Genomic DNA, 19,797 nt, shown 5'->3' on the forward strand with positions numbered 1-19,797 from the left:
TCTCATCATCTCACCACCTCACCACCTCACCACCTCACCACCTCACCACCTCACCACCTCACCCTCTCACCACCAACAACAATCAACCAACCACCACCACCAACAATCAACTCTTTCCTTTTTTCCGTAACTTTGTGTAAATGAAGAATCATGCTTAGACACCAAGGTAAAAATCGCGCGTATTCACACAACCTCAAACTAGCGTCTGTACTCTCCTGTGTGGCGGGGATTGTCAATAGCGTTGGGGTTTTGGGGCTACATACTTTGACGACAAATGTTACGGGACATTTTGCTTTTTTTGCTGAAGAAATAGTAGAGGAAAATTACAACCGCGGAATTGTCTACCTTTTTTATACTTTTTTCTTTCTCTTGGGTTCTTTTGTGTCGAGTTTGATTATGGAATGGGTACTCAAACACAAGCCTGAAGTTTCTTATGTGATTCCCATTTTATTAGAGGTCTTGTTATTGGTTGGCTTGAGCTTGGTTGATATAGCCTTTCCTAATGCTCTATTGAAATACAGTGCCTTTACGGCTTTGGTGTTGCTGTTTTCTATGGGCGTACAGAATTCCCTCGTTACCCGAGTTTCCAGTGCCGTAGTGCGAACAACCCATCTAACGGGATTGTTTACTGATTTGGGAATTGTACTTTCTCAACTGTTCTTTTATAAAAACCGATCAGAACGCATTCGCCTGTTTCGCAGTATCTTCCTGATGTTAGCCATTATTAGCTGCTTCTTTATCGGCTGTGTTGCTGGCGGATTCTTATATCTCCACTTCCAATTCAAAACCCTTTTCTTAGGAGCTGCACTCTTGCTATTTGCCCTTTGGTATGATCAACTCTTAATGAGCTACTACTCCTTGAAACGCAAAATTCAAAAAGTAGAAATTTTTAATCGATAGCTGTTTTTTTGCTTTTTTGTTTTTTCGCTTCTTCGCTTTTTTGTAGAGATTCTCAATCTTTAGAATGTTTTGCTTTTTTGTTTTTTTGCTTTTTTGCTTTTTTGTTAACTCTTCTGATTAAAGAGCAATTTGCTATTCAGAAGATTTCCACCGATAATTGATAATTGATAATCGATAATTATTTCGTTTTTTTGCTTTTTCGTTTTTTTGCTTCTTCGTTTTTTTGTGGAGATTCTCAATCTTTAGAAAATTTACTCCTCTCCTCTTTCCCTTTTTGGGAGGTTTGTGCGTTGTGAAATCGTGAAACCGTAGAGATTCTCAATATTCAGAAAATTCCCACCTCTCTCTTCTCTCTTCTATCTTCTCTCCATTTTTGCTTTTTTGTGTAATTCTTTCGATTAAAGAGCAATTTGGCTATTCAGAAGATTTCCACCGATAAGTGATAACTGATAATCGATAACTATTTCGTTTTTTTGTGGAGATTCTCAATCTTTAGAAAATTTACTCTTTTCTTCTCTCTTCTCTCCTTTTTTCAAGTGGTTGACTGGCGTTGATTGACGGATGCGATTTATCTCACCAAGTTAATATTTGGAGTTCGATGAATCTTCGCTGCGCTACGATTTCTCCTATCGTCGGGGTGACATACGGACTGGAGTGACAGACAGGTTAATCGGTTAAACCCTCTCATCATCTCACCCACGCACAGTACCCACACTCGTCATGTCACCTCGACGCAGGAGAGGTCGCATCCTACGAGTCCTTGAAAGACGAGTGTTGAGTGTTGATTGACGAGCGTTGATTGTTGATTGACGGATGCGACCCCTCCTACCGTCGGGGTGACATACGGACAGGAGTGACAGACAGGTTAATCGGTTAGACCCTCTCATCATCTCACCACCTCACCCTCTCACCACCAACAACAATCAACCAACAACCAACAACGAACAACGAACAACAAACAACAATTCCCCTTAATCTTCTACTAAATTTTTGACATGAGGTAAAAAGATTGCGCGAATTGCAAAGATCTCGCGAATTTCGTCTGCTTGTAGGGTTAAACTTTCAAAGGCGGCATTGTCGCTAACAAACAGCAATTCACCACTCTCCATCATGCGTTTAAAGCGATAGCACAAAATACCGCGATTTTCTACCACCAATACATAAATGTGCCAAGGTTTTATTGCTGCTACATCAATTTTCATTGACAAGACGTAAGAACTAACCTTGATGGTTGGATGCATATTTTCCACTCCTAATTGAAATCCTATGCTGACCTCTTCTTCTGTTGGAAAAATACAGACTGGCGAAGTAGCTAAGGATTTTTCTGAATTGATAAAATACTCAATCTGGTGATCGACCGAAATCATTTTTACAATGCGATCATCTAGTGCTCCTTTATAAACCGTATTGGGATGTACTAAAAACAACTCATTCAAGTCAATTTTGTATTGCTTGCAAACCTCAATTACTTTGTCATAACGCAAAGTCTCTCTTACTTTCCAAGAGGATAATGTATTGGGCTTGATGTTCAACAAATTGGCTAACTCCAAATCTGTTTTAAAACCCAATAATTGCTTTAATCTTACGATAACGTCGTTTGCATCTAACATAGTTTCACCTATTAATAATTAAACAAGTATAAATCAAGGCCATAAGATTAAATGTTAATATTTTTACTTCATACTAACTCAAACCCTTGCAAATAAAGGAAAATACAAAATTATAGACGATACATTTCCCTAATAACTGAAATAATTTAAAATAAATAAACTTATTACAGTAAATTAACACTTGACTTATACTGTTAAAAGTACAAAAAAATCGCAAATAATAGTTTTTTATAAAGAGAAAATTCACAAAAAGAGTATTATTATTTTTATAGCCCTGCAGCATGCGATTTTTCCAAACGAAAGAACGAAGAATAAAAGGATCAACAACACAAAGGGTTCAGCTGGTTGTTATCCAAACAAAAACTCAAATACCTTCAACACGCCAGGCACGGGAATTTGGTGCTGGATATATTCTTCTTTGGTAAAATACTGTACGCCTCCAATTTCGTTGGCGATGGTGATGGTGTCATTGTCCAATTCGTATTTGTAGCAATCTTGTTGCATGAGGATATTCTTTTTTTCCCCATAAGCAGGTGCAACGATATGCGTCAAGTACGAAAGTCGATCCGGTTGCAAAACGAGAGACAGCTCTTCTTCAATTTCGCGTTTCAAGGCTTCTTGACTATCTTCTTGCGCGTCAATTTTACCACCTGGAAGATACCAAGCTTGTTTGTTTTTACTAAAGGCTAGTAACAATTGATTTTCTTTTACACAGACCAATCCTGCGGTGGGCAAATCCACCCAAGGTTGATTGATTACCGTTAAGTAGTAGGCAACTGTATTTTTGCTTGGTGAAGGTATTTTCGACTGTTTTGCTCCCCATGGTGCATACCAGGATGCCAGCTTAGGAGTTGTAAGAACCGTTAAGTACTTAAAACCTGCCTCGCTTGCTTTTTCTTGAATGGCAATTCGGAATAGCGATTTTGGGTGTTGGAGGTTTTCTATCCCCACTTCTTGCTCCTGGTCCGAAGGCAAATAGTACACCTGAGTTAACTGGGTTTCATAAGAGGGGGAAGAAAAGGCAAAACACCCGTGGAGTTGTCCGTCAACAAAAAATAAATAGAAGTGTTTTTGTTCAATCAATTGGCAGATCACTTCGTTTTGTTCCTTATTTTCACCTTGAGTTGTGTCGCAGAAAGGCACTGCCAATGGGAGAAAGTCTTGAATCAAATTGATCTCTTGAGCAGTAGCTTGTATGGTTTGTGTTTGAATAAATGAAGGCATGAGGCGTAGATTTTAGTATCGCAGGTTATAAAACCCCGAAAATAAAAAGAAAAAGCAGGACAACAACACATCCTGCTTTTTCTTTTTCACAACTTTTTTTTTGTACTAAAAACAGCTTGTTTTCGTACTTGTTTTTAACTTATAAAGTAGAAGGTACTATTTCGAAACAACAAACAATTAAACAGAACTCCTATTCTCTTCTTTTAAATTAAAAACCTGAAATTCACTCCTTTTGCTTTTCCTTATCCTCTTTTCTGCCTTACTAAAAAAAAGGACAATTCGACGCAGTAATGAACTTCTACTCATTTATTTAATTCCCCAACAAAGGAAATAACAATCTGCGTAATAAACAAGAAAAAAATACAAGGTTCGACTTTTTTAGTTTTAATTTAATAGTATAAAAAAAACAGATGAAATAATTCTTTCTCTATCCTCATAATATTAGATATAACACAATAAAAACAAAAAATAAGTATTCTTTCGATAACTTTCTTTGATGTAAATTACACTCTACTTGAGTTTTTCGTACTATTTTCGGTGTAATTATCGTCAAATTGAAGGTAAATAGTAGTAAAACTACTCGAATTTCAGTTTTACTCGTTTACTCCTTTGCTGACAAATTGCTCTTTGTCTCAGGTTGATGTTCATCCAGTAGTTGTTCTCCCCAAGCGTTGAGTTGTTTTAACACTTCAACGAGTTGTATTCCCAGTGGCGTTAAGGTATATTCCACTCGAGGGGGTACTTCGTCAAAGCGTACCTTGTGTAAAATACTCGCTTCTTCTAGTTCTTTGAGCTGTTGATTGAGCACACGACGATCTACGGTCGCAATTCCCCTCAAAAACTCACTTGGTCTTTTTTCTCCTTCATTAATACGCCAAATAATTGGAACTTTCCATTTTCCACTAATGGCTTTTACGGCATATTCTAGCGGACAGATTTTATCTGCGATAACTTGTTTCTGCATAGCTTTCACTCTCTTGTTTACAAAGATGCTATTAAAAAATTAAAAGGCAGGTGTTCTCCCCCTTATAGTTTTGCTAAAATCACAGAATCAAAGGCTACTTTACCCGTAAAACGCGATGTTAACCCCTATTTTTCATTACACTATTCTCTTTACAGAGAATTAATACACTCCTATTCTTGCATATAAAATAAGAAAAGGATTATATTCCATTATTTAACATTCTTTTTTACTAAATTATACAAAATAAAAGGGATACCTATTTTCATTTAAAAATTAATTCTCTACATTTATCACTTATTTAACCTTATAAATACACAATACAGATGAAAAAAATTACAATGAGCCTATTGGCTATTTTCGCTTTCAGTGGAGCTGCATTAGCACAAACACCAGACATTAAGTTAGGAGCAAAAGCAGGTTTAAACGTTGCTAACCTTTCTGGTGCTGATGATACAAAAGCTAAAATGGGATTCCACGTGGGAGCTTTAGCAGAGATCTTTATCAACGAAAAATTCGCAGTTCAACCTGAGATTTTATACTCATCACAAGGAGCAAAAGGCAAAGGGGAAGGCAATGTAAAATTTGACCTAGACTATATCAATATTCCAATCATGGCAAAATATTACGTTATGGAAGGTTTAAGTGTACAAGCAGGTCCACAAATTGGATTTGTTGTTAAAGCTGAAGCTGGAGGAATTGACGTAAAAGATGGAGTAAATACAGTAGATTTTGGTTTAAACCTTGGAGCAGGTTATGAATTGCCAATGGGTGTATTTGCTGATTTGCGTTATGATTTAGGTTTCAATAAAGTGTACAAAGAAGGTAAATCAATTAAAAACGGTGTATTCCAACTTTCAGTAGGATACAAATTTTAAGCACAATACAAACACACAAATTTTTACTAAAAGCGCTTGAGCAATCTCAAGCGCTTTTTTTATGCCTATTCTCCTCTAGTTATCATCTCCTCACAGGAGTGGTGTACGCACAAAGAGCGGAACTCCCCCAATAAATGCCTTGCCTGGGCATTTATTGGGGGAGTTCCTTCTGTAGGAGGATAGACGTAAAAATAAATGAAAATGAAAGAGGGTGGCCTTTTGGACCACCCTCGTTTTTTTTATTATTCTTTCACTACAAATCGAACTGATTGGTGTTTGCCTTCTATTTTGAGTACCAAAACATAGCTTCCTACCGTCAGGTTGAGTGGTAAGTCAAGGACAGAAAGTGGTTCTTTTAAGTTGCCTTTCATTATAAATTGGCCTACCGTGTTGTATACGGCGTATTCTGTTGTTTTAAATTCCTCCACCGCTTCTTCAAATTGAACGTAAAGCGATTGAGTTTTTTGCACCGGATTTGGATACACGCGTAGGGTCTTCTTGCTTTTCAGCTGTATTCCCATCGGACAAGTAGTCAATACTTTGCCATTAGCCGTGTACAGTACCGCGTAATATTCCGCTTGAGGATCTAGTTTATCTTCTAGGGTAGGTCCTGCTGAAAAGGCTTGCGCATCCGCGATTTTCTGTCCGTTTTTATACCATTCATATCGGGAGAACTTATAACCTCCGTTGGTTTGTGGGTTGTTGTTGACAAAGACCACATTGTCGTATTTCTGCATTAAAATCCCTTCCCAAGGCAGGCGTTTCTCTACAATCACTTTATAGGTCTGGCGGTGTTTTCCATCGGCTGAAATTACCTCAATATCCTGTTCATACCTACCGTAATCTGGGGTTGGCAATACAATCACATTAGACGGAAGTACTTTAGCTCCTAGTTGAGTGGTTATTTTTATTTCAACAACATCGCTTTTAGCGCCATCACATCCGATAACTACTAGGGTATTCCTTGACGGTTTTTCATAACGGGCGCCATCTACCTCTAACAGCCAAATGCTGCTGTCTTTGCTTTGCACCAGTAATGTACGCGTGATCGACGGTGCCGCGCGATAATTGCCATTTCCGCTTTGATGGGCTGTAATTTCTACTACACCTGGGGTGAGTACCTGCACTTGTCCGGCTGCGCTTATCGTTACGGGTTCATGTTCTATGTACTGATAGGTATAGGTCACGGCTAATCCTGAAGAGGCAATGGCGTTTAGCGCAAACGATGCGGTATCCTCTAAAACAAGAGGAGAAGCCAAATCAAAGTGAATAGCTTGTTCCGCTTGTGTGATTTGAAGCGTAGCACTAAGCGTTAATACCTCGTAATTACTGCCGTAATCAACCGTAGCGGTAACCGAGTAAATGCCTACATTCACTTGATGATTTCCTGTATAGCGAACCGTTGCTCCTGCTTGTATGTCGCCTTCTATCGCTAGGGATTTGGAGGTTCCATCGTAGGCAAAGGTTTTATTTCTCAATTGGAGTCCCGTGATTTTTGCAGGAGTAATTTCAAAATCACTGCCTGTAAAACGCGTCAACTGATAGTTGGCATTGGCTTGAAGTGTACCTTGTGTAATGGCATACACGCCAACCTCTTCTCCCGCCACACGTTCTAAACGACCGCTGAATACGGCAATCGCACGATCGCCATTGACTAATCCCGTGGCCGCATAGCTCAAGACTGGATCGGCAGTGCCATAGGCTTTTCGCTGTCCTGCATGGACCACTACCTCAACAGAAGCTGGGGTAATTGTAAAGTGCGCTGGAGCAAGGGTTAGAGTATAATTCGCTGTGCTAGTAAGCGTCCCCATCTGATAGCCATAGCGTCCGACATGTTCTCCCCCTTGACGGCTCAATACGCCCGTCACCACAGCTGGAGTATCTCCGCGGGTTAATCCAGAGATGGTATACCTATAGGTTGGGTTTGCACTGCCGTACACCTTGGTTTGTTCCGCATCCGGAACAATAGTCAACGGTGCTGCTGTAATTTCATAATCCGCTGATACAAAGTGAATATCATAATTTATCCCTGCAGCTAAAGTGCCTTGGGTGATGGCATATAGCCCCACCGACTCCCCTGCTTGTCGCGCTAAAGCCCCTGCCAGTAAGGAATGATTATCTCCTGCCTTAAAGCCCGTTACACGGTAAGTGAATACTCCATCGGCACTGCCATACATTTTGCGTTGTCCTTGATGTACAACTACTTCTAGGGTTGCTTTGTTTATTTGTACGTCAATGCGTTGACGGTCGCTCTCACAACCTGCGGTTGTGATTTGACTTACCCAATAGGTTTGAGTACCAATAGCCGTTGTCGTTGGCGTTGGTGCAGTGGTCATTCCTTGTCCTCCTGTTGCAGCAGCATACCACAAGAGTGTATTTCCACCTTGTGTTGTTGCTGTTAAAGGAAGCGCTGTATCTCCATAGGTATACACCACAGGGGTATCGACCTGAGGCAAAAGTACCTTAGCAGGTTGGGTAATCGTAAAATCTTTCGTTGTTGTACAGCCATGGCCATCGGTAATGGTTACCGTATAGGTTCCCTTAACTAAGCCTGTAGCTTCATTTGTCGTTGATGCAACGCCCTGATTCCAAGCGTAGGTGTACGGTGCTGTTCCACCTGTGACTTCCACTTTGGCCGAGCCGTTCGCTTCGCCATAGCAAACCACATTGGTTTGACTTGGCGTAACCACTAAAGCAGTTGGTTGGGTAATCGTAAAATCTTTCGTTGTTGTACAGCCATGGCCATCGGTAATGGTTACCGTATAGGTTCCCTTAACTAAGCCTGTAGCTTCATTTGTCGTTGATGCAACGCCCTGATTCCAAGCGTAGGTGTACGGTGCTGTTCCACCTGTGACTTCCACTTTGGCCGAGCCGTTCGCTTCGCCATAGCAAATCACATTGGTTTGACTTGGCGTAACCACTAAAGCAGTTGGTTGGGTTATCGTAAAAGGTTGAGTAATCTCACAGCCTTTATCATCGGTAATGGTTACCGTATAAGTACCTGCAACTAAATTGGTTGCTTCATTCGTTGTTGATGCAACGCCCTGATTCCAAGCGTAAGTGTACGGTGCTGTTCCACCTGTAACTTCCACTTTGGCCGAGCCGTTCGCTTCGCCATAGCAAATCACATTGGTTTGACTTGGCGTAACCACTAAAGCAGTTGGTTGGGTAATCGTAAAAGCATGAGCAATCTCACAGCCTTTATCATCGGTAATAGTTACCGTATAAGTACCTGAAACTAAATTGGTTGCTTCATTTGTTGTTGATGCAACGCCCTGATCCCAAGCGTAGGTGTATGGTGCTGTTCCACCTGTAACTTCCACTTTGGCCGAGCCGTTCGCTTCGCCATAGCAAATCACATTGGTTTGAGCTGGTTGAACAACTAAAGCAGTTGGTTGGCTAATCGTAAAAGCATGAGCAATCTCACAGCCTTTATCATCGGTAATGGTTACCGTATAAGTACCTACAGTTAAGCCTGTAGCCTCATTGGTTGTAGATGCAATGCCCTGATTCCAAGCGTAGGTGTACGGTGCTGTTCCACCTGTAACTTCCACTTTGGCCGATCCGTTCGCTTCCCCATAGCAAATCACATTGGTTTGACTTGGTGTTGCCTCTAAAGCAGTTGGTTGGCTAATCGTAAAAGCATGAGCAATCTCACAGCCTTTATCATCGGTAATGGTTACCGTATAAGTACCTGCAACTAAATTGGTTGCTTCATTCGTTGTTGATGTAACGCCATTGTCCCAGGTATAGGTGTACGGTGCTGTTCCACCTGTAACTTCCACTTTGGCCGAGCCGTTCGCTTCGCCATAGCAAATCACATTGGTTTGACTTGGCGTAACCACTAAAGCAGTTGGTTGGCTAATCGTAAAAGTTTGCGCAATCTCACAGCCTTTATCATCGGTAATGGTTACCGTATAAGTACCTGCAACTAAATTGGTTGCTTCATTCGTTGTTGATGCAACGCCCTGATTCCAAGCGTAAGTGTACGGTGCTGTTCCTCCGGTTACAGTCACCGTTGCGGATCCAGTTGCTTCTCCAAAACACAAAACCGAATGAGGAAGTACGGTAGCGGTAATCGTACATTGACTCTCATAAGCTCCAATATCAATATTCTCCCCAACTAAACGCGGATTACCTGCTAAATCTTGATCTGTAGTAAGAGTGGGATTAGCGTCTCTATACAACGCATTATCCCCTTGATTGATCAACGGACTAGTGGGGTTTAAACGATAATCCCCTTGGGCAGGATCGACAAAGAGATCTGTTATTGCTTGGCCAGTATCCATTATGTTTCCATTTCCAGCAATTGTATGCCCTTGCACTAAACTGTGTTTATACTCGAGCTTATTCCCTGTTGGGATATTGTTTTGATTAGTCCCTACTAGCCAATCAGTTCCACGAAATGGAGTGCCATCTGTTGCTTGATTGCCGAATATAATACTGTTGTGTACCTTTAGGGTGTTATTACCTCCACCATTATAGTAGATGCTATACGGCCCCTTGTTACCTATAAAAGTAGCATTGAGTAGGGTTAGCGTAGACGTATCAACTGCGTTTAAATAAATACCACTTCCCTTCCCATCTGCATGATTACCACTTATCCTGGAATTTGTCAACGCAATAGAAGAGGAAGAAGATACAATACAAATCCCTCCTCCTTTGTCACCTGCATGATTACTGCTTATATTGGAATTCGTCAACGTAATAGCAAGAGAATTAGAAAGAACATAAATCCCTCCACCTTTAGCTGCCTCATTATTACTTATCGTAGAATTTGTCAATGCGATAGAAGAAGAAGAAGAAGAAGAAGGAGTATAATAAATCCCTCCACCTTTAGCTGCCTCATTATTACTTATCGTGGAATTCGTCAACGCAATAGAAGAAGAAGCATAAATCCCTCCTCCGTCAACTCTATAATCAATGCTATCATTTATTGATAACAAACCTAAACCATTGGCATTTCCTCGGGTGATGGTGAAACCATCCAGCTTAAGTTTAGTATTATTTTCACTAGCCGCTACAACCACGTGATAGGCATTGTTTGCAATATCATCATCTTGCCCTAAATCACCACTCAAGATCGTTGCATGGGTCGTGTTTGTCAAATTGCGTTGATCTAAACTAGTTTCATCTCCTGCAAAGCCCCCGTATAAGTCCACGTGATCCACCATCAAAAAGGTAACATCACGATCTGTTGCTGAAACGGCAAAAGTAACGGGATGATAGCTGGGGTAATACGTTCCCTTAGCTACCCATATTTGCAAAGGTGCTGCTGCTGAAAAATCAGCTTTATGTTCCTGCGCCCAATACAAAGCATCCGCTAGCTCGCCTACGGCATTGTTCCAGGAACTACCGTTACCTGTTGCGCCTTTTTTAACGTAGAGCACATTTGCGGTTGGGCTAAAACTAAAGGACTGATTTTCATAAGCTCCAATATCCACTCGATAATCAATCAAACGCGGATACCCCGCCAAATCTTGATCTGTAGTAAGATTGAGATTAGCGCCTCTATACAGCTCATTATCCCCTTGATTGATCAACGGACTAGTGGATTTTAAGCGATAATCCCCTTGGGTAGGATCGACAAAGAGATCCGCAACTGCCTGGCCGGTATCCGCAATATTTCCATTTTCAGCCGTTGTATATCCTTGCACTAAACTGTATTGGTATTCAAGTCTATTCCCTGTTGGGATATTATTTTGATTCCCCCCCCCTAACCAACTAGTACCACGAAGCAGGGCACCATCTGTTGCTTGATTGTCGAATATAATACTGTTGTGTACCTTTAGGGTGTTAGCACTTCCCCAATTATAATAGATACTATTTGGCCCTCTATTGCCTACAAGGGTAGCATTGAGTAGCGTTAAGGTAGAAGAACTTCCTGGCGAAAAATATAGACCACTTCCTACTACTCCTGAATTATCACTTAGGCTGGAATTCGTCAACGTAATAGAAGAAGAAGTAGTAGAAGTAGAAAAAGCATAAATCCCTCCACCTTTAACTGCCTCATTATTACTTATTGTGGAATTCGCCAACGTAATAGAATAATAAGAAGAAGAAGAATAAATCCCGCCTCCATCCCGATCTGCCTTATTATTACTTATCATGGAATTCGTCAACACGATAGAAGAAGAAGAAGAAGAAGAAGAAGAAGAAGAAAAAGCATAAATCCCTCCTCCATTAGCTGCCTTATTATTACTTATCGTGGAATTCGTTAACGTAATAGAATAATAAGAAGAAGAAAAAGAAATACCTCCTCCTCTAGTATCTGCATGATTACCGCTTATTGTGGAATTCGTTAACACAATAGAAGAAGTAGAAGAAGAAGAAGAAGAAGAAGAAGAAAAAATTCCACCTCCATAATCTCTATAAACAACGCTATTATTTATTCGGAACAAACCTGAACCATTGGCATTGCCCTGGGTGATGGTGAAACCATTCAGCTTCAATTCAACCTCATTTGCACTAGCCGCTACGACCACGTGATAGGCATTGTTTGAAACATCATCGTCTTGGCCTAAATCACCACTCAAGATGGTCTCATTGTCCGTGGTATCCAAATTGCGTTCGTCTAAACTCGTTTCATTCCCTGCAAACCCTCCGTATACGTCCACGTGATCCACCATAAAAAAGGTGACATCGCGATCTGTTGTTGAAGCGGCAAAAGTAACCGGATGATACAGGGGGTAATATATTCCCTTGGCTACCCATATTTGCAAAGGTGCTGCTGCTGAAAAATCAGCTTTATGTGCATGCGCCCAATGCAAAGCATCGGCTAACTCCCCTACGGCATTGTTCCAAGAACTACCATTACCGGTTGCGCCTTTTTTGACGTAGAGCACATTTGCTGTTGGGCTAAAACTAAAGGACTGATATTCATAGGCTCCAATATCAATTCGATTGTCAAATAAACGCGGATTACCTGCCAAATCTTGATCTGTAGTAAGAGTGGGATTAGCGTCTCTATACAACGCATTATTCCCTTGATTGATCAACGGACTAGTGGATTTTAAGCGATAATCCCCTTGGGTAGGATCGACAAAGAGATCTGTTACTGCTTGATTGGTATCTGTTATGTTGCTATTTCCAGTAGCCGTATGCCCTTGCACTAAACTGTATTGGTACTCAAGCTTATTCCCTGTTGGGATATTACTTGGATTTTTCCCTCCTAGCCAATCAGTTCCTCGAAGTGGAGTACCATCGGTTGCTTGATTGTCGAATATAATGCTGTTGTGTACTTTTAGTGTGTTATTACCTCCACTATTATAGTAGATGCTATTCGGCCCCTTGTTACCTACAAAAGTAGCGTTAAGTAGTGTTAGCGTAGAAGAAGAAGTATTAGAAAAAGCATAAATCCCTCCTCCACTAGCATTTGCATAATTACCATTTATCCTGGAATTCGTCAACGTAATAGAAGAAGAAGAATAAGGAGAAAAAGAAGAAGAAGCATAAATCCCTCCTCCATCCCTATCTGCCTTATTATCGCTTAGGCTGGAATTCGTCAACGTAATAGAAGAAGTAGTAGAAGAAGAAGAAAAAATCCCTCCTCCTCTATTTGCCTTATTATTACTTATCCTGGAATTCGTCAACACGATAGAAAAAGAAGAAGAAAAAGAAAAAGCAGAAATCCCTCCTCCATTATCTGCCTTATTATTACTTATCCTGGAATTCATCAACACGATAGAAGAAGAAGAAAAAGCATAAATCCCTCCTCCATAATTTCTATGAACAGCTCTATTATTTATTTGTAACGAATTTTGACCATTGGCATTGCCCTGGGTGATGGTGAAACCATCCAGCTTAAATTCAACTTCATTTTCATTAGCCGCTACCACCACGTGATAGGCATTGTTTGAAACATCCTCATCTAGACCTAAATCACCACTCAAGATCGTCTCATGGGTCGTGTTTGCAAAATTGCGTTGATCTAAACTCGTTTCATTCCCTGCAAAGTTCCCATATAAGTTCACGTGATCCACCATAAAAAAGGTGACATCGCGATCTGTTGTTGAAGCGGCAAAAGTAACAGGGTGGTACAAGGGATAATACGTTCCCTTAGCTACCCATATTTGCAGAGGTGCTGCTGCTGAAAAATCAGCTTTATGTGCATGCGCCCAATGCAAAGCATCTGCTAGCTCGCCTACGGCATTGTTCCAAGAACTACCATTACCTGTTGCGCCTTTTTTGACGTAGAGCACATTTGCTGTTGGGGTAAAGGTAAAAGGTGGTGTTGTGGTTTGCGCCCATCCTGATAGAGCGGTATAAACCGTAAACATAAAAAGTAGGATTAATTGAGTCCCCTTTTTGCATTTTAGAGCAAATATAAAATTCATAGTAACTATTCGTTATCTTCTTTAACAAGGAGGATTGAAAATCTTTTAAATACAAAAACACGAATAAAAAGGGGAGGACATTTCACTCCTTTTTACTCGTATTTACTTTTTTTTAACATATAAACCATCCGAAGATAGCTCTTTACCTTATAAAAAAGTCTAAAGAGAGGGTGGACAAAAGAGGGACATCTTACAAAAAAAAGAATAATCAACTGTATTTCAGTAAAATACAAAAACAGCTTTACCGCGAATACCAGATGAACAACGCCTCTACCCAACCTCTTTTAGGGTTAAAATTGAATTAAAATAGGCTATTTACCTCTTGCCAAGGCACACAAAATCCAGGCGTATCAATTAAATAAAGCCTAACACAAAGGGATTGTGTTTTCTAATTTGGCTTTAATCGTGTCTTCTCGGGTTGAGTTCACTATCTTCGATATAATGCCAACGCAAGGCAAACAGAATAACGCCAATAAAATTTCGAGCCCCTGTTTTTTGCATCAGTTTTTCTTTGTATTTCTCAATCGTACGCGTGCTCAGATGAAGTAAATCTGCAATTTGTTTGACGTTGTATTGCATGGCGTACAATCGAATAATTTCGATTTCTCTTGGGGATAAAATAATTGCTGGACTTGTTTGCAGGTCTTCTATTCGCTCTATTACTTGGCGAATTCGTCGATCGTAATACACACCTCCTTTATACACGCAAAGAATAGCCCTTTTAAGTTTTGAAAAAGCCATGTTCTTGGTTAAATAGCCTGCGACATTATAATGCAGCATGCGCTTGATGCTGTACACATCGAAGGAGCGACTCAGTACCACAATTTTAACCCATGGATGGTGCTTTACTACTAGACCCGCTACTTGATACCCATCCATACTAGTCAGTTGGATAGCTAAAAATACAATATCTACCTGAACGCTTTTTAGCGCTTCTAGCAACGTTACTCCATTGGAACATTGCAATACAACTTCTACCTCATCTAGCTCTGCTAGTAGCAAGCTAAAACTCGTTCTAAAAAGTGTATGACTATCTACTATGCCAACTCGAATCATGATGACCTCTTATTAATTGTTTACACGAATAGACTATTTTGCATATAGCTCATGCCCTTACTTAACTTGATTGGCCTGAACCTTAGTTTTTTTGGAAATAAACAGCGTGAAAAAAAAATGTGATTGGTTCGAATGCAAAACTAGAACTCCCTAATCAACACAACAAGAATACTGCCAATATCCGATTGGTTTCTAGCAATATAGAATGTTATCTTAAGCTAAAATCCTCCATAATTAGCTATAGAACTAAGTTTTTTATCCGGTAGATTAGGTGTAAAATAAAGCTGAAAAACGACTGTTTTCAAGGCGTTTGCCTTTTCTTTTAAATAGGTACTTTGACTAATAAGGTGCTTAAAATACCACAAGGAAGTAAAATGAAAAAAGAACAGGAACTAGCAACGAAATAAACAGTTGTCTTGGCTAGCCTTTGGAATATTTATTTTTATACTCTAGTGGAGTTAATCCCGTATGTCTTTTAAAAAATGTAGATAAGTGATTGGACTCCTTAAAACCCAATTGATAAGAAATCACATTTACAGGTGCATCTTTATACAATAAATAGCGAATAATTTCCATAACCATTCGATTGCTAATCCATTTATAAGGAGTTGTCTTTTCTATTTTCTGAAATGCATACTCAACGGTTCTCAACCCCAGATTTAATTCCTCCGCATACATTTTTACACTATAGCGCTTATTCAAGTTTTTATTCACATAATCCTTAAATTTTGATACTAGTAATTTTTCATGTGAAACCGTAAGCTTCTCCTCAATTTCTGTTTGATTTAACGATTGTTCTAGAAAAATCAGCACATTAAATAGGTAATTATTGAGCACGTATCGCTGTTTGGGATAATAGGGCTTCGTCAATTCTTTTTTGATAATATCAAACAAAAAAACTAATTCTTCAAAATGATAACTTACGTCAATACGCTTACTCCCTCCCAATTGTTTGAATAAAATAGAAGTGTATAAAAATTGAAAATGCATTTCATCAATACAAAAAAAATCATCGGTAAAAAGCAGCATCTTTCCTTTGTATTTTATTGGTTCTTTCCATCCAACAACCTGATTTTTAAAGAGAATCAAAACTTCTTTAGACAAAATCTCTATGGAGTTAAAATCAACATCTAAAAAACCTTCTCCTTCAGTAACCAAATAAATACTAAAAACACTGTGCTCGCGAAAAGCAAATATAAGATCTTGTCTTAGCTCCAAAACGCTATCCAAATTTTCACAATTTAGATAAAGTCTATTAGAGGGCCGATGGATAACCGGCTCTAATGGTATTTTCATAGTTATTTGTGTCTTTCTTCGTTAACTCCTTCTATCTCGGCTTTAATTGGAAAAAACAAAACAAAATAAAATTGGCATTATAATCAGGACATAAACCCGAATTTAAAATACACATACACGCATAATATAAAAATAATGCAATAAATCGAAAAAATAACACCTACTTACAAACAAACAGTTATTTTTTTTAATCAAAACCATAAACAACAAGGTAAAAGGTTATTTTTACTTTAATTATTTTAACTAAAATTATATAAATAAAAATACCTATGCGATTTAAAATACGCCCCCAAAATAGCGTGTATTTATAGTTCTTTTCATAAAAAAATAAACCAACTCCAAACAAAAAGCACTCCAGAAATAGAGTGCTTTGAAAAGGGATTTTCTGCTTCATTTTAAACCCTACAGTAGGATTTTTCTAAAAAAATTAATTTTGTTGTTTTGTTGTTTTGTCTTTTCACAAAAAGAATAAAGCCACTTAGTCCTTAAGACTCAAAAGATAAAACTTACATTAAATTGCTTTAATGCGATAGTCCCCACTAACTCCTTATCTCTTGTGTGGCTTTATTTGTATTACACCTCCTGTCAATGGTAGCATCGGATCAACGGATGAATACAAACAGCATCATCATCGATGTTGTTTAGACAAATATACAGGGGGGCTCTTTTATACTGGTATCGATTGACGAATATAAAAGAGAGATAACCACAAAGGAAACGCGAAAAATGAAGTGCATAACTATACACAAGCGAAAGAATGGGGCTGTAGATATCCCCCTTTTTGTGAAAAAATATCCCGAAAAGTAGTGAGGGTTTTTTTTTGTACTTTTCGCAACTTGCCAACGTAAACTAGTACGTATAAAAAATGGAGAACACGACAACTCATATCATGAAAACTATTGAGGCTGACCTCAATCAATATTATGGAAACGCTTTTATTTATCCTGTTCCCACTTGGGCAGTCTTACATACAATGCCGGAATTGCTTTATCTTTTGCCGATTTATGGAGAAGAAGGAATCAAAATTGCGAAACAGCAGGTTAATTTCACTGTCGACTTTTCTGACTATTCTTCTGTTGTACAGTATGCTGATTTTCTCTTTCAACAGATGGATACCGCGTATGAGATTATTGCTTATGTCGTTTTTTACCACCAGAATTTACGCATCGACAAACATCCGAATTATCTTCAAGAATTAACCGCACAAGAACAAGCGGAACAACAATCATTTAACGACAGTCAACCTAAATTTAATATTTCCGTTCGTTTTTTCAATCGCGATTTAGGTGCTATCGACGATCTTTTACACTGGAAATAAACAGGTTACTTTTTATATTTTCGTTGAAGTACAACTAAACTCGATCTAATTCGAACATCTTTTCCATTTGTCTTTTTTTCATCCAAGGGGGTAAAAGGCGAAAAGCGGTATTGCGCAGGACAACAAGCAAGGGATTTCGCCACTGTGCTATTTTTCCCAAAGCCCAACTATCTCGAACAATAGCATGTGCCTTTTTCTTTCGAATAGCCGGATATCGTTGCAGTGCTTCTTCTAGTGAATAGTGCTCGAGTAGTTTACTGATTACATACACATCTTCTATGGCCTGACAAGCTCCTTGCCCCAAATTGGGTGTTGTCGCGTGTGCAGCATCGCCTATCAAACAGGCTTTTTCTTTCTGCCATGTGTCAAAAGGTGTAAGGTCGTATAATTTATCTCGGTGAATAAGTTGCGGTGGCGTTTGTAAGATCATTTGCTTTACCCAAGTGGGACAATCCTCCAAATAGTTTGCTAGGGTTGTATGTTCGCAGTATAAATCTTCGTCTATTAGGAAGTACCAATACAGCTGACCATCGGCTAATTTCACAAAGCCCAAGCGCTTGCCCTTTCCCCAACTTTCTACCGCTACATGTTCATACTCCGCAGGCATCTTAAAAGGGACTACCCCGCGCCAACACACTTGATGTGCATCGCGCAAGGTGTGATTGCCAAACAGCAATTCCCTTACTTGAGAGCGCAATCCATCTGCCCCAAATACAAACTCATGATGCGCCACTGTATCATCTGTAAAACGAAGTTCATACCTTCCGTCATCTCCCCTTGTAATATTCTGCAAACGCTTATTCAACCGCAGGTGTTCTTCTCCCACAGCTTCTACTAAAATGCGATGTAAAACACTGCGGTGAATAGCGATATTGGCCAATTGATATTTTTGTTCAAAACGGGCCAGTGATGTTTGGTCCAAAACCTGTAATTGCATGTCAGTCAGCATCACTGTGGAAATGCGAACCCCTGCATTAGTCAGTTGGCTGGAAATACCCAAATGACGATAGACTTGCATGGCGTTATTGGCAATGGCAATTCCCGCACCTACAGGTTTAATTTGAGCCGTTGCTTCATAAACAACAAAGGAAATACCTGCTTTTTTTAGGGCGATTGCCAAGGTTAATCCGCCAATTCCTGCACCAATAATAGCTACTTGCATCTTGTCATTTCTAATTTTGTTTTACCCTTCAAAGATAAAGGGATTTTTACAGCTGGTTACCCTTAAACCACGTACAATTTACGCGCTGATTGAAGATACTCTTTGGTGTGCTTTTCCCTTTATGGGGTACAAACCTCCTCTACCCGTTTAGCGTGCGCAATGCTTTTTTCACAATATAAGCAGTTGCTTTTGTATCGCTTTCCTCTAGCCAAGTAGCCGCTATGTTTCGCACAAAATCAGGTTGTGTTTTACTAGCGTCATTCAACCAATTGCCTACACTATCCTGAACGTACTTAACGGGGTCATTGCGCAAATTTTCCAACAGCGGTAAAGCCAAGGCTGGTGTTGCTTTGAGTGCTTCAATATGCGCGCACCAAACGCCTCTAGGACGCGTTGATTCCGTTGCAAAACGACGAATATTCGCATCGACGTGCAACGTCCAAGGTTCTAGTACCGTCAAACTAAGGGCAAGATTATCAATAATCGTTGGACGCACGGCCATCCAAGCCGTTTCACGCACGCCAAAATGGGTATCCGCAGCAAATACCTGAATTGCATTTAACTGCTCACTAGGGCTCCAATTTGCATTTCCTCCAACCATATACGTCGCCCAACAACGCGGCATATCCGCTGGGTGTTGGCTCAAAAATTGAAAAAGTTCCCTATCGTCTGCTTTTATTGCTTCAGCCAATAAAGTCTGTCCTATTGTAGCGTTTTTCAAGGTAATCGTCGGTTTCTTTACTGCATCCAGCGCCTTTAAAGTAGGGGCTAAATACTGAGGTCTCTTGCATTGATCCAATACGAAAGTCAATATTTTTACCAGATCAATAGCCAACCACTCGACTAAATTCGCCGTTTCTATTTTTCCTTGATTCAACTGCTCTAAAATTTCAGGTGGAATTCCCTGTATGGTTTTAGATCCTTTTCTTTTTATCTGCTCCATTAGCTTGTACTTTCAATTATACTGGCAAAGATTACTATCTTTTCACTTTCTGACAATACCGCACAAATTTATCCCTATGCTTTTTGTGTTGATAAAGGCTAAAATATCGCTAT

The 19,797-nt window shown here is 39.6% G+C and carries 11 protein-coding genes; 3 read left to right on the forward strand and 8 right to left on the reverse strand.

What is annotated here, in order from left to right; translation table 11 throughout:
- Positions 1–150: 150 nt before the first annotated feature.
- A complete protein-coding gene (locus FBR08_RS00280) occupies positions 151–900 on the forward strand; it encodes a YoaK family protein (protein WP_158960406.1) in 750 nt (249 codons plus the stop codon).
- A 971-nt stretch (positions 901–1,871) separates the two neighbouring features.
- Here FBR08_RS00280 and FBR08_RS00285 read toward each other — a convergent pair.
- The 3 genes from FBR08_RS00285 to FBR08_RS00295 form a co-directional block, all read right to left on the reverse strand.
- On the reverse strand, positions 1,872–2,510 hold the full coding sequence (locus FBR08_RS00285) for a helix-turn-helix domain-containing protein (protein WP_158960409.1): 639 nt from the start codon (positions 2,508–2,510) through the stop codon (positions 1,872–1,874).
- A 348-nt stretch (positions 2,511–2,858) separates the two neighbouring features.
- Positions 2,859–3,734 (reverse strand): NUDIX hydrolase, encoded by an 876-nt coding sequence (locus tag FBR08_RS00290; protein ID WP_158960413.1) that lies wholly within the window; start codon positions 3,732–3,734, stop codon positions 2,859–2,861.
- A 601-nt stretch (positions 3,735–4,335) separates the two neighbouring features.
- Positions 4,336–4,698: a winged helix-turn-helix transcriptional regulator gene (locus tag FBR08_RS00295; protein ID WP_158960416.1), complete on the reverse strand. Its 363-nt coding sequence runs from the start codon at positions 4,696–4,698 to the stop codon at positions 4,336–4,338.
- Positions 4,699–5,021: 323 nt separating this feature from the next.
- Here FBR08_RS00295 and FBR08_RS00300 point away from each other — a divergent pair, with 323 nt between their 5' ends.
- Positions 5,022–5,573, forward strand: coding sequence for a porin family protein (locus tag FBR08_RS00300; protein ID WP_158960419.1), 552 nt, complete (start codon positions 5,022–5,024; stop codon positions 5,571–5,573).
- A 242-nt stretch (positions 5,574–5,815) separates the two neighbouring features.
- Here FBR08_RS00300 and FBR08_RS00305 read toward each other — a convergent pair whose 3' ends face one another.
- The 3 genes from FBR08_RS00305 to FBR08_RS00315 form a co-directional block, all read right to left on the reverse strand.
- On the reverse strand, positions 5,816–13,852 hold the full coding sequence (locus FBR08_RS00305) for an MBG domain-containing protein (protein ID WP_158960422.1): 8,037 nt from the start codon (positions 13,850–13,852) through the stop codon (positions 5,816–5,818).
- Positions 13,853–14,308: 456 nt separating this feature from the next.
- Positions 14,309–14,965, reverse strand: a complete 657-nt coding sequence (locus FBR08_RS00310; protein ID WP_158960425.1) for a response regulator transcription factor — start codon at positions 14,963–14,965, stop codon at positions 14,309–14,311.
- Positions 14,966–15,385: 420 nt separating this feature from the next.
- Positions 15,386–16,261, reverse strand: coding sequence for a helix-turn-helix domain-containing protein (locus FBR08_RS00315; protein WP_158960428.1), 876 nt, complete (start codon positions 16,259–16,261; stop codon positions 15,386–15,388).
- Between the two features lie 865 nt (positions 16,262–17,126).
- Between FBR08_RS00315 and FBR08_RS00320 the strand changes: the two genes are divergently transcribed.
- Positions 17,127–17,579 (forward strand): hypothetical protein, encoded by a 453-nt coding sequence (locus tag FBR08_RS00320; protein WP_158960431.1) that lies wholly within the window; start codon positions 17,127–17,129, stop codon positions 17,577–17,579.
- A 34-nt stretch (positions 17,580–17,613) separates the two neighbouring features.
- Here FBR08_RS00320 and FBR08_RS00325 read toward each other — a convergent pair whose 3' ends face one another.
- Both FBR08_RS00325 and FBR08_RS00330 read right to left on the reverse strand, forming a co-directional pair.
- Positions 17,614–18,741: an FAD-dependent monooxygenase gene (locus FBR08_RS00325; protein WP_158960433.1), complete on the reverse strand. Its 1,128-nt coding sequence runs from the start codon at positions 18,739–18,741 to the stop codon at positions 17,614–17,616.
- Positions 18,742–18,880: 139 nt separating this feature from the next.
- Entirely contained in the window at positions 18,881–19,684 is an 804-nt protein-coding gene (locus FBR08_RS00330) for a DNA alkylation repair protein (protein ID WP_158960436.1), read from the reverse strand.
- Between the last annotated feature and the right edge of the window lie 113 nt (positions 19,685–19,797).

It is taken from the genome of Myroides fluvii, assembly GCF_009792295.1.
GTDB classification, from domain to species: domain Bacteria; phylum Bacteroidota; class Bacteroidia; order Flavobacteriales; family Flavobacteriaceae; genus Flavobacterium; species Flavobacterium fluvii_A.